The organism is Halalkaliarchaeum desulfuricum (assembly GCF_002952775.1).
Classification (GTDB): domain Archaea; phylum Halobacteriota; class Halobacteria; order Halobacteriales; family Haloferacaceae; genus Halalkaliarchaeum; species Halalkaliarchaeum desulfuricum.
This window is the reverse complement of sequence record NZ_CP025066.1, coordinates 357,247-369,904: the sequence shown is the minus strand read 5'-3', so window position 1 is coordinate 369,904 and position 12,658 is coordinate 357,247. Positions and strand designations below refer to the sequence as shown.

The 12,658-nt window shown below is 64.1% G+C and carries 9 protein-coding genes; 4 read left to right on the top strand and 5 right to left on the bottom strand.

Features of this window, described 5'->3' with window-relative positions:
* Window positions 1–699, top strand: coding sequence for a PHP domain-containing protein (locus tag AArcSl_RS01860; RefSeq protein ID WP_119814187.1), 699 nt, complete (start codon window positions 1–3; stop codon window positions 697–699).
* A 22-nt stretch (window positions 700–721) separates the two neighbouring features.
* Window positions 722–1,954 (top strand): asparagine synthase C-terminal domain-containing protein, encoded by a 1,233-nt coding sequence (locus AArcSl_RS01855; RefSeq protein ID WP_119814184.1) that lies wholly within the window; start codon window positions 722–724, stop codon window positions 1,952–1,954.
* A 32-nt stretch (window positions 1,955–1,986) separates the two neighbouring features.
* On the opposite strand, the gene AArcSl_RS01850 is transcribed toward AArcSl_RS01855, so the two are convergent.
* Window positions 1,987–3,018, bottom strand: a complete 1,032-nt coding sequence (locus AArcSl_RS01850; RefSeq protein WP_119814181.1) for an MBL fold metallo-hydrolase — start codon at window positions 3,016–3,018, stop codon at window positions 1,987–1,989.
* A 120-nt stretch (window positions 3,019–3,138) separates the two neighbouring features.
* Here AArcSl_RS01850 and AArcSl_RS16965 point away from each other — a divergent pair, with 120 nt between their 5' ends.
* Window positions 3,139–4,431, top strand: a complete 1,293-nt coding sequence (locus AArcSl_RS16965; protein WP_119814178.1) for a DnaJ domain-containing protein — start codon at window positions 3,139–3,141, stop codon at window positions 4,429–4,431.
* Between the two features lie 285 nt (window positions 4,432–4,716).
* On the opposite strand, the gene AArcSl_RS01840 is transcribed toward AArcSl_RS16965, so the two are convergent.
* On the bottom strand, window positions 4,717–5,352 hold the full coding sequence (locus AArcSl_RS01840; protein ID WP_119814174.1) for a uracil-DNA glycosylase family protein: 636 nt from the start codon (window positions 5,350–5,352) through the stop codon (window positions 4,717–4,719).
* On the bottom strand, window positions 5,349–5,831 hold the full coding sequence (locus AArcSl_RS01835; RefSeq protein ID WP_119814171.1) for a DUF5793 family protein: 483 nt from the start codon (window positions 5,829–5,831) through the stop codon (window positions 5,349–5,351). The genes AArcSl_RS01840 and AArcSl_RS01835 overlap by 4 nt, the downstream gene beginning before the upstream one ends.
* Before the next feature lie 115 nt (window positions 5,832–5,946).
* Here AArcSl_RS01835 and rocF point away from each other — a divergent pair, with 115 nt between their 5' ends.
* On the top strand, window positions 5,947–6,852 hold the full coding sequence (gene rocF / locus AArcSl_RS01830; protein WP_119814168.1) for an arginase: 906 nt from the start codon (window positions 5,947–5,949) through the stop codon (window positions 6,850–6,852).
* 39 nt (window positions 6,853–6,891) lie between these two features.
* Here the strand turns inward: rocF and gyrA are convergent, their stop codons facing one another.
* Window positions 6,892–9,357: a DNA gyrase subunit A gene (gyrA, locus tag AArcSl_RS01825; protein ID WP_119821658.1), complete on the bottom strand. Its 2,466-nt coding sequence runs from the start codon at window positions 9,355–9,357 to the stop codon at window positions 6,892–6,894.
* Window positions 9,357–12,572 (bottom strand): DNA topoisomerase (ATP-hydrolyzing) subunit B, encoded by a 3,216-nt coding sequence (gene gyrB, locus AArcSl_RS01820; protein WP_119814165.1) that lies wholly within the window; start codon window positions 12,570–12,572, stop codon window positions 9,357–9,359. Before gyrB ends, gyrA begins: the two co-directional genes overlap by 1 nt.
* Window positions 12,573–12,658 lie beyond the last annotated feature (86 nt).

Genomic DNA, 12,658 nt, shown 5'->3' with positions numbered 1-12,658 from the left:
GTGTTATCGGTCGAGTTACACACGCATTCGTCGCTGTCTCACGACGGACGGGATCCGGTGGAACTCCTCCTCGGGCAGGCGGAGGCCGTCGGGCTCGACGCGCTCGCTGTCACCGACCACGACGAAATCGACGCGAGCCTCGAGGCCGCCGAGCTGGCACCGGAGTATGGCCTCGTCGGCATTCCGGGTATGGAGGTGACCTGTGCGGTCGGACACGTCCTCGCGCTGGGTGTCGAGGAGCTCGTTCCAGCAGGTCTCCCGTACGACGAGACGCTCGACCGCATCCGCCAACAGGGTGGGATCGCCGTGATTCCCCACCCGTTCCAGAAGTCGCGTCACGGGGTCGCAGCATATGTCACCGACGACCAGCTCGCGGGCGCCGACGCGATCGAGGTGTACAATTCCCGGCTGCTCACGGGTCGGGCGAACCGCAAGGCCGAACGGTTCGCCCGGGCTCGCGGGCTTTCGATGACTGCCGGCAGCGACGCGCACATCTCCGAGATGGTCGGTCAGGCGGTCACCGATGTCGACGCCGACGCCCGGACGTCCGGGGCGATCCTCGAGGCGGTCGCGGCGGGGAAAACAAGCGTCGTCGGGAAGCGCACCCCCTGGCGTATCAGCTTCCGGCAGGCCGCCGGCGGGGCGAAGCGCCGGCTTCACCGTCGGGTTGACGAACTCCTCGGGACCGTCCGCGGGTGAACCGGATGGGCACTATCCTGGCATGACCCGAACCGACGTTCGCGGTGCCGACCCGTCGACGGTTCGGCGGGCCATCGAGGATCGCGAGCCGCTTCCCGGCGCCCGCCGGGGGTATCCGCCGTCGCTCGCCGGCTTTTCGGGGGGAGTCGACGCGACCCTGTTTCGGGACGTTCTGGGACGCGAACCGCTGTTTCTCGAGCGTCAGCCGAATTGGGAGACATCGGAAGCAGACGGGCCAGCCTCTCGTCCGGAAACCGTCGACTGGGCGTTCGAGCCGGCGGCGCTGGAGGATCCGCTGTTGTTTCCCGCCGGCGTCACGTGGTCGCCCGACAGCGACGGCGAGTGGTCGAACCGAACGCAGTGCTGGACCCTGCCGACGCGGTCGCCGGACGCGGCCGGCGCCGCACTCGAACGGCTTCAGGGGACGCTGGCTCCGGCGCTCGGGATCGAAAGGGACGATGGCGGGCCGTCAGGGGCAGCCGCCGATTCGGAGGACGACATCGCCGTCGCGTTCTCGGGCGGGATCGACTCGGCGCTCGTGGCGGCCGGCTATCCGGAGGCCCCGCTGTACGTCGTCGGGTTCGAGGGGTGTCACGACGTCGCTGCCGCACGGGAGGCGGCCGACGCCATGGGCCGGCTCGGGGACCTGCGCGTGATCGAACTCACACACGAAACGCTCCGCAGTTGGGTCCCGCGTGTCGTCTCCGCGACGGGACGGACGAACGCCATGGACGTCGCCATCGCGATCCCGCTGTCGATCGTCGCCGAGCGCGCGGCGGCCGACGGCTACGAACTGCTCGCGGTCGGACAGGGGGCCGACGAGCTGTTCGGCGGCTACGCGAAGGTCGTCGACCCGGCCGACGATCACCGGGTCGACGCGGGGACGGTTCGAGGGGCGGTGCGGGAGACGATAGAGACGCTGCCCGATCAGCTTGCCCGGGATGTGCCTGCGATCCGTGCGGCCGGCGTCGACGTCGTCGCGCCGTTCCTCCAGGACCGGGTGGTAGATGCGGCGCTCCGGCTGCCCGGGGACCTGCTCGTCGCAGGCGGGACTCGGAAGGCCGCACTCCGTCGGTTCGCCGAGGAGACCGACGACGTTCCGAGATCGGTATGGACGGCCGAGAAGAAGGCGCTCCAGTACGGTACCTACGTCTCCCGGGAACTGGATCGGCTCGCGAGACAGGCGGGATTCAAGCGACGCATGGATCGGCACGTGGATCGATACGTCGAGTCGCTCGTCGAGGACGGGCGGTAGCGCCGGCGATCGCCTCTGGGTGTCGGCCGCGGTTAAGCGTTCGAACTCCGTGCCGGTGCCGGGAACAGCGCGTCGACGTCGGGCGACTCACAGCAGAGCGTGTACTCCCCGTCGTCGTCGCGTTCGACGATTCCGGCCCGCTGCAGGTGGTCGAGATGGGCGGCGGCCTCGCCGGGGCCATGGAGGATGTGGATGTTCTCGAGGTCGCCGAACAGCCGCGCCGACATCGTCCAGACATCGGCCGGTCCCTCCTCCCGGAGGCTGTCGACGACTCGCTGGGTTCGTCGGCGGTGGTGTTCGAGGATCGTCGCCGCGCGGGCGGCGGGGTCGTCGATTGGGTATCGATGCCCCGGCCACGCCCGGCTCCAGTCCCGCTCGAGGATCGAAACCAGGCTCTCGACGTACGTCCCGAGCGGATCCTCGACGCGAGTGTCGGCACCGCCGACGTTCGGGGTGTACTCCGGCAGGATGATGTCGCCGACGAACGCCTCGCGTCTCCGGGTCCGATCGGCGCGGTTCGACGGGTCCCCCTCCTCGGTCTCGAACTCGTAGGCCACGCTTCCGGCCGTGTGTCCCGGCAGGTGGACTGCCGTCAACTGCGTGCCGTTCACCGCGAACGTCTCCCCGTCCGAGAGGGGCGTGGTGTCGACCGGTTCGCCGCGGAGGTCCTCCATCACGTTTCCGAGGAACGCCTGCAGTTCCGCTCTCGGTGCTTCGGGCAACCCCCAGGCGTCGAACTGGGCGCGCTGTGCGGCGGGATCCTCCAAAAGCGACTGCTGGCTGCCGTCGATGAGCGGCGCGTCCGCCCCGTGAATCCGGACGGTCGCGCCGGAGGCCGCCTGAATCTCGCCCGCGAGCCCCGAGTGGTCCGGATGCCAGTGGGTGAGAAAGATCTCGTCGACGTCGCCGAAAGAGATGCCGAGATCCGAAAGCCCCGACCGCAGTTCGTCCCGCACCGCCGGCAGCGAGACGCCGGTGTCGATCAACGCCGTCGTCTCGCCGTCGAACACGTAGACATCGTTTTCGCCCTCGAACACGGTGTTGCCGAGCTGTATTCGCTGCACGTCTCTCGATCGGACGGGAACGAATATGAACGTACGGAAAGCCCTATGAATGCCTCTCAATTTCAGTATTGATATTTTGGGAGGTACGTTGAAACGGGCGGACTCTCAATCCACCTCCAGATGATGTCGGCGGACTTCTACGATCTGCTGGGGGTAGACGAGGACGCCGACGACGAGGAGTTGAAACGCGCGTATCGGCGAGCAGTCCGCCGATACCATCCCGACGTCAACGACAGGGAGAACGCAGACGCCCAATTCAAGGTCGTAAAGCGCGCCTACGAGACGCTCTCGAACCCGAAAGAGCGGGCACGGTACGACCGACTCGGCCACCGGTCGTACGTCCGGGAACAGCTCGGCGGGCTTCCGACGACCGTCGTCTCGACTGTCGACGACGGGTCGAACGGTGCGGACTCATCGGGGACGGATTCGGCTGCCGCCGGGACCGAAGCGACCGCCCGATCTACCGGGTCAGCCGGCGGATCGAGCAGATGGGACGGCCGCACGGCCAACGCGGACAGTTCCGCGGCGACGGCTTCGACCGCCGGCCGTTCGACGACGACCTCGACGGCCTCGAAGGCGGCTACCGGGTCGACAACTTCCGGATCGGCAACTTCAGGGTCGACAACTTCCGGGTCGACCACCGGCGGCAACGCGTCGACCCGCGGATCCACGACGGAGACGTCCGGTTCGACAGCTCCTGGGGGTGGACGCAATTCGGCGGGAGTCGGAACGGCCGATCGGCGAACGAACGGCGCGGCGCCGAACGCGACGGGGACGGCGAACGCGACGGGGACGGCGAACGCGACGGGGACGACGAACGCGACGGGGACGGCGAACGCGACGGAGGCTGGGGCCGCTGTGGGAGATTCGGCGACGGCACCGGACGCACACGGCGAGACGGAACAGGTCAACCCCCACCGGGTCGGCCTCCGCCGCGGCCTGTACGCGTCCCTCGTCGGGCTTTTCGCGTATCTCGCGGGGCTTTTCGCGTATCTCTTCGCCAACGCTTCCGTTCTCGCCTCCCTCGTGAACGGATTTACGGTCGCACCATTGGAGACGTTGTTCGCGAGCGCCGGTCTCGCTGATCCGATCGGATACGTTCTGGCATCGTCGGTATCGGTAACCGGAATCGCGTTCGCTGCAGGGGTCGCTCTCCTGCCGTTGACAGTCGGCACGACGGTGCTCCGGTTCGGTCGCGGCACCGCCCGACTGTACGGCGTCGCGGCGCTTTTCCCTGCGGTGTGGCTCGTGCTGGCGAGCGAGATTCCGTTCGCGGCGGCGGGCGTCTCTGTTCCCGCGGTGTTGGCCGAGGGCGTCCCGGTCGCGGCGACGGCGCTTTTGCTCGTTGTGATTCCGGTCGGGGCGGTCGTGGCGTTCCTCGTCGACGTCGGGAGATATCTTCGGGCAGGATAGTTGTCGGCTAGACCGCGTCCGTGGTAACACGGATCCTCCCGACCGACGGGCCGGGAGGACGACCTGAAACGGTCGATTGACTGACCAAGCCACTGGAGCACTAGTCCGTGCCGGCGCGATTTCATCGCGCCATCAGAGGCGTAGGGTGATGTGAAGTTTATACCTTCTTTCGTGGAAACATTCACCGACAGTGGAGAGATATGTAATTGAATGACAACTCATACGGGGTTAATTCGGGCGTACGGTCACTTATCGGCGTAGGAACGGAGCGTGGACGGACGTATGTCATCTGACGAAATACGGATCTCCACCGGGGAGGAACCGGCCGAGATCGGACTCTCGCCGGTAGTCTGTCGACTGCAGCGCCACGAGCGCCTCGACGAGCCAGTCGGCGTCGCTGTCCGTCCAGTCGGCCGGCTCCTTGATCGGCACGACGAGGAAGCCGGATCCGTGCAGCTCCGTTCCGTGGATCCGATCCATCTCCCGGGCGAGTTCTGGATCTCTGGCGGTGTATGTTTCGAGCACGTGTTCGGTGGCCCGTTGGCCGACCGGGAGCAGCACGTGGGCGGCGATCGCCCGCAGCTCCGCGTCGAAGAACCGCTCCATATCGGCGTACGACCCCGGTGTCGGCGGTTCGCCGTCGGGAACGCAGGTGTGGAGGTACGAACAGAACGTCGCCGCCACCTGGGGGCGTTCGGGATCGTCGTCGAGGAGAAGGCCGGCGTCGACGAGCGTCGCGAGGAACGATTCCGACCACGCGGTGCCGGTAAACGGTACACCGGTCTCGACGCCGCCGTGGACGCCGGGGTGGTCGCCGACGACGTGGAAGTCGGCGTTCGCGTCGCCGTACCCCGGAACGTAGCGATCGCACGGCGGGGCCATTCCGAACGGGTTCCGCTGCCTGTCCGTGACGTTTCTCACAGCTCGATCCCGGAGGGGATGAGGCTCTCGCGTCGAAGCAGGTTGCCGTCGGCGTCGTACACGAGGAACGTGTCCTTCTCGTACTCGACGAGCGGTGATCCCTCGAAATCGATCTCGATGCGGTACTGGCCGTCGGAGTCGGCAGAGCGGCCGTACTCGCGTGCGGCGCGGATGAACTGGAGCACGTCCCCGGCCGTGGCGTTGAGTTCGAAGACGAAGTCGCCGGTGAGCCTGTTGGTCACGCTCACCACCCCCTCGGCGTCGGGGTCGTTATCGTGGGTCTCGAGCAGCCGGAAGGAGACGTCGACGTTCTCCGCCTCGAGCAGTTCCCCGTCGCCTTCGTCGACGTCGGCGAGTTGTTCTCTGAGTAATCTTTCGGGGCCGTGGAAGTCGATGCGGACGAACGGCTTTTTCGGCTCTCCGTCCTCCCCGACCCAGTCGACGTTCTGGACGTCCAGTTCGAAGTAGTCACGCCGCATTTCCTGTCCGTTCGTTGGGAACGGGACGGTATGAACTTGACGCCCGCACCGGCTCCAGGCGTCTATCGCGCGCCCGACCGGGAGGTTCAAGCTGTCGGAGTGTCCGACACGAACCATGAGGAACGTCCGGATCATCGGAGCGCCGACGGACTTCGGCGCGAACCGACGCGGTGTCGACATGGGACCGTCCGCCATCCGCTATGCAGGGCTCGCCGACGAACTCGAGTCGGCGGACACCGAACCCATGGACGGCGGTGACCTCTTTGTCCCACGGGCAGAAGAGCGGGATCCGGACGCGGACGCACCCCCGGACGGTCGCGCGAAGTTTCTCGGGGAGACGGCTGCAGTCTCGAGACAGCTAGGAAACGAGGTGGCACGAGCGCTGTCCAACGGTGAGACGCCGCTCGTGCTCGGTGGAGACCACAGCGTCGCCATCGGCTCGCTTTCGGGAACCGCACGCGAGGCGGACGTCGGCGCCGTCTGGTTCGACGCCCACGCCGACCTGAACACTCCGGCGACCTCGCCGTCGGGCAACATCCACGGAATGCCCCTCGCGGCGGCGCTGGGTATCGACGAGTTCGCCGACACGGAGTGGGCGAACGCGCCGCGGCTGTCTCCCGAAAACATCGCGCTCGTCGGGCTTCGGAGCGTCGACCCCGCAGAGCAGGAACTGCTCCGCGAACGTGGGTTCGCCGCCTACACCATGTCCGACATCGACGAGCACGGCATCACCGACGTCGTCGAAGAGGCGCTGTCGATCGCGACCGAGGGAGTCGACGGGCTCCACGTCAGCCTGGATCTCGACTGGCTCGATCCCAACGTCGCCCCCGGGGTCGGCACGCCGGTTCGGGGCGGAGTCACCTACCGGGAGGCCCACTCCGCGATGGAGATGGTCGCCGACACCGGCGTGCTCCGTTCGATGGAACTCGTCGAGGTGAACCCGACGCTCGACCAGCACAACGAGACCGCAGAACTGGCGACCGAACTCGCCGCCAGCGCGTTCGGAAAACGCGTCCTGTAGCAACAGATCGCTCCGATAGCGGAATGGTGGTTTTCGGAGCTATTCGTCGTCGTCCGGGTCGATCGTCTCGGCGGGGACGACCTCCATGCAGGCGACGCGGTCGTCCGCCACGACTTCCATCACCGTTACGCCCATCGTGTTTCGACCGACGATCGAGAAGTCTTCCACCCGGGTACGCATGATCTGTCCCCCGCGGCTCATCGTCACCAGATGATCGCCCGGGCCGACCGTTGCGATCCCGATGACTTCGCCGTTGCGTTCGTTCGTTTTGATGTCGATGAGCCCCTTGCCGTTGCGCGACTGTACGCGGTAGGCGTCGATGTCGCTGCGCTTGCCGTACCCGTTTTCGGTCACCGTCAACACCCAGCTGTGACGGTCCGGATCCACCGCCGCTACCCCGGCAACGCGGTCGCTCTCCTCGAGACGTATTCCGCGGACACCGCGGGCGTTTCGTCCCATCGGTCGGACCTCCTCTTCGTCGAACCGGATCGACATCCCGCCGCGCGTACCGATCACGAGGTCGGTATCGCCGTCGGTCACCTCGACGTCGACCAACTCGTCGCTGTCTTCGAGGCTGATCGCGCGGATCCCCGTCGAGAGAATGTGTCCGAACTCGCTCGCGCAGGTCCGTTTCACGTAGCCGCCACGGGTCACCATCGTCAGGTACTGCTCGTCTGACAGTTCGTCGGTGTTCACTACCGCGGTTATCTCCTCGCCGTCCTCGAGGTCCAACAGATTTACCGCGGACTTGCCCCGGGCGGTCCTCGACATCTCTGGTATCTGATATGTCTTGAGTTCGTAGATCTGGCCGTGGGTGGTAAAGACCAACAGGAGATCGTGGGTGTTCGCGACGAACACCGACGAGACGCTGTCACCCTCTTTGAGATCCGTGCCGATGATGCCCTTTCCGCCGCGGTTTTGTGCCGTGAACGTCGACAGCGGCATCCGTTTTATGTAGTCGTCCTCCGACATCGTGACGACCATCTCCGCTTCCGGAATCAGGTCCTCGTGGGTGACGGTGCCGTCGTCCTCGACGAATGCAGTGCGGCGTTCGTCGTCGTACTCTTCTTTGATCTCCCGGAGTTCGCCCTCGACGACGCCGAGCAGTTCCGACTCGTCTTCGAGGATCTCGTTCAGGCGTTCGATTCGAGCCTGGATGTCCTCGTACTCGCGTTCGATCTCCTCGGCCTCCATCGAGGTGAGCGAGCCGAGTTGCATCGCGACGATGTGTTCGACCTGGGGCTGGGAGAAGCCGTACTCCTCCCGCAGCGCCGACTTGGCCGCGTCGCGGTCCGTCGCGTTCCGGATGATCTCCACGACGTCGTTGACGCTCTCGAGCGCCCGGAGCCGTCCTTCGAGGATGTGTGCGCGGTCCTGGGCCTCTTCGAGTTCGTGTTGCGAGCGTCGCCGGACGACCTCCCGCCGGTGGTCGAGATACTCCTGGAGCGTCTCTTTGAGCGTGAGCACCTGGGGTGCGCCGTCCACCAGCGCGAGGTTGATCACGCCGAACGTTCGCTCGAGATGGTTGTCCAGCAGCTGGTTTTTCACCACGTCCGGCATCGCGCTCTGCTTGAGTTCGATTACGATCCGGATACCGTCCCGGTCGGACTCGTCGCGGAGGTCGCGGATCCCCGGGATCGTCCCCTCGTTTACGTCGTCGGCGATCCGTTCGACCAGCCGGGACTTGTTCTGCTGGAAGGGGAGCTCCGTGATGACGATCCGTCCGTCCTCCTCGTCGACCTCGAACTCGGCTCGCACCCGGATCTTTCCGCGGCCGGTCTTGTACGCCTTGTAGACGCCATTGCGGCCGACGATGTTCGCCCCGGTCGGGAAGTCCGGCCCCGGAACGTGCTCCATCAGGTCCTCGACCGTACAGTCGGGGTGGTCGATCAGGTGGATCGTCGCGTCGATCACCTCGCCGAGGTTGTGCGGCGGGATGTTCGTCGACATTCCGACGGCGATCCCCGAAGAGCCGTTGACCAGCAGGTTCGGGAACGCCGCAGGCAGTACATCCGGCTCCTCGAGCCGGTCGTCGTAGTTCGACGAGAAGTCGACGGTATCCCGGTCGAGGTCTGCAAGCAACTCCTCTGCAATCGGGGCCATCCGGGCCTCGGTGTACCGCATCGCGGCCGGTGGATCGCCGTCGACGGAGCCGAAGTTCCCCTGGCCGTCCACCAGCGGATACCGCATCGAGAAGTCCTGGGCCATCCGGGCGAGCGTGTCGTAGATCGCCGAATCACCGTGCGGGTGGTAATCACCCATCGTCTCCCCGACCACCGAGGAGGACTTCCGGTGGCTCGCCCGACTCGTCACGCCCGCCTCGTGCATCGCATACAGGATGCGTCGGTGGACGGGTTTGAGGCCGTCGCGGACGTCCGGCAGCGCTCGGCCCGCGATCACCGACATCGCGTAGTCGATGTACGACTGCTCCATCTCGTCTTCGATGCGGGCGACCTGTACCTCCGCTGCGTGATCGTCGTCGGGGTCGGATATCTCGGAACTCATCAGATGTCCACCCACTCTGCGTCCTTCGCGTGTTCTTTGATGAACTGTTTCCGCGGTTCGACGGCGTCACCCATCAGCACGCTGAACGTGCGATCGGCGGCCGCCGCGTCCTCGATGGCGATCCGTTTCAGGATCCGGTTTTCGGGGTCCATTGTCGTCTCCCACAGCTGGTCGGGGTTCATCTCCCCGAGCCCCTTGAACCGCTGCACCTGGTCGGGATCGCCGCCGCACTCCTCTTTTACGATCCGGTCGCGCTCGGCTTCGGTCATCGCGTCGTACGTCTCCCCGCCGTTCCGGACCCGATACAGTGGCGGCTGGGCTGCGTACACGTAGCCGGCCTCGAGCAGCGGCTTCATGTGCCGGTAGAGGAACGTCAAAAGCAGTGTCCGGATGTGGGCGCCGTCCACGTCGGCGTCGACCAGCAGGATGATATTCTCGTAGCGGGCCTCCTCGATGTCGAACTCCTCGCCGATCCCGGTGCCGATCGCGGTGATGAGTGCACGGATCTCGTCGTTTTCGAGGATCCGGTCGAGTCGGTGCTTCTCGACGTTGAGGATCTTCCCCTTGAGCGGCAAAATCGCCTGGTTGCGCCGGTCTCTGCCCTGTTTGGCGCTGTTGTGAACGAATACCCCCGATTCGAGGGCGAAATTGTGCGTCCCGGGTACTTCGATGTCGTAGACGTCTTCGGTCTCTTCGAGCGGTTCGACTGAGGAGACGGTGTGGTTGTGGGCTCGAACTGTTTCTATTAGCCCTTCTTTACTCTCGAAAAATTTCTCTATCGTCGTTTCTTTCGTCAAGGTGTTCGGACCACCCTCCTCACGTCTGCGTTCATCGTAGTTCTCGAGATCACCCTCCTCTTCAAGAACTTCTTTCATGAATGGGATGGTATTCTCGAAGTACGTCTCGTTGTAAGCTTCCATCCGCTGATCTCGGAACTCGTCGGTCCACTGCTCTTCTGTTTTTTTACTCCGCCATTCTCGAAGCTCTTCGTCGTCCCATTGTTCTTCTGCTTCTTTCCGACGTTCTTCGATGGCTTCGGGATTTTCTTCGTAATACTGCTCTATCCGTTCAGACTGCTCTTTTCGATGCTCTTCCTCTGCCCAATACTCTTGGGCCTCTTTAGTGAGACGTTGGCGTACGCGTTCTCTGTATTCCGGTGTATTTTCGTAGTATGTGCGCCAGGCCTCGCGCATGTACTCACGATATTCTTCATCGTCCCACTGTTCTTTTGCCTGCTCGCGGAGCAGTTTAACGGTTTCTTCCTGTTGCATCCGCTGACTCATTTTTTCTCGAAACTCATCGCTTCGTCTGAGTTCGCGGAGCTTTTCCTGCACTTCTTTAGTGTGGAGAGTTTTTGCTGCCTGTTCTCGATGTAGTTCGAGATGCTCCTCTTTTGGAAGCCGTTCGATATTATCTGGACGGTTGTTGCGTTTGTCGAAGTCTGTGTGATGTTTGTGCTCACCTGAACTCCTCTCGTACCTTCCATGGTCCAGATTATACTGATCGGCGAGGAGATGGGTGAATTTCCAGAAATCATTCATAACTGGCTGTTTGACCATCTCATACCCGTCAATCGTGATGTTTTCCTCAGAAGTATCCGACCTTTTTCGATACAGTGGCATGAGGGACTGTCCCTCCTCGAGATGCTGTGCTTCACAGTAACTCCCGTCCCTGAGCATGAACTCGTGATCGGGAGTACACCGTATCGTCTCGCCGTTATCGAGAGTCACTCGAACGAGATTTGCATCCTCTTTGGTAATACGTGGGTTCTCGATCCGTTCCAATCCGATTTTTCCGTCGGACTGTACTGTGTAACAGTAATGTGTCTCGCCGTTTTGGTGCTCTTCGAGTAGTTTCTCGAATGTGATCGACCGACCGGAGGCGAGTGCAATCTCCGTATCTCCGGTGAAGCACCCCCCGGCGCTGTCGCCTTCCACAACGAACAGCTCTGCCTCGCTCGGATCGCGGGTCTGGCAGTCCGCGAGCTTCCCCGGCAACGCCGTCGACTCCAGGGCCGACTTCCGGCGCGTGAGTTCCTTGGCCTTTTTAGCGGCCTGCCGCGCCCGGGCGGCCTCGGCAGCTTTCGAGACAACTGCCCGAGCGACGTCGGGGTTCTCCTCGAAGTACGTGCTCAGGTGCTCGTGCATCGCCGACTCCACGATTCCGCGGACCTCACTGTTGCCGAGTTTCGTCTTCGTCTGCCCTTCGAACTGTGGGTCGGGGTGTTTCACCGAGATGATCGCGGTCAGCCCCTCCCGGACGTCCTCCCCCTTGAGGTTGCCGTCGATGTCGCCGATCAGGTCGTGTTCGTTCGCGTAGTCGTTCACGACGCGGGTGAGCGCCGTCTTGAATCCAGTGAGGTGTGTCCCCCCTTCCCTGGTGTTGATGTTGTTCGCGAACGCGTGTAACGATCCCTGCAGCTCTTCGGTCGCCTGCATTGCGACCTCGACGTGGACGCCCTGCTCCTCCTCGCTGAAGAAGATCACCTCCTCGTGTAGCGGCGAACGGCTCTCGTTGAGGTAGCGGACGAACTCTCTGATCCCCCCCTCGTACTCGAAGACCTCGATCTCGCCGGTTTCCTCCTCGGCGAGCGTGATCTCGACGCCGGGATTCAGGAAGGCGAGTTCCCGGAGGCGAGACGAGAGCGTGTCGAAGGAGAAGTCGACGGTTTCGAATATCTCGTCGTCGGGCCAAAACCGGAGGTACGTCCCTGTCTCTTCGTCGTCTTCCAGCGGGCGGACCCGCTCGAAGGCGCCCTCGACGGGTTCGCCGTGGTCGAACCGGTGGCGCCACAGGTAGCCGTCGCGTTTCACCTCCGTCTCGAGTCGGGCCGACAGGGCGTTGACGACGGAGACGCCGACCCCGTGGAGGCCACCCGACACCTGGTAGGACTTGCTGTCGAACTTCCCGCCGGCGTGCAGCACCGTCATGATAACCTCCAGTGCCGGCCTGTCGTACTCCTCGTGGGGATCGACGGGAATCCCCCGACCGTCGTCGCTGACGCTCACGGAGTCGTCCTCGTGTATCGTGACCTCGATGGTGTCACAGTACCCTGCAAGCGCCTCGTCGATGGCGTTGTCGACGACCTCGTAGACGAGATGGTGGAGTCCACGGCCGTCCGTAGACCCCACGTACATCGCCGGGCGTTTCCGTACGGCCTGGAGACCCTCGAGGACCTTGATCTGCCCGGCCCCGTACTCGGTATCCTCTGACATAGAACTATGTACGGCTTTACTCGGCTTCCGACTTAAAGCCCTCGCACGCGCGCGTATGACGAATACGATCGAGGACGGATATTATC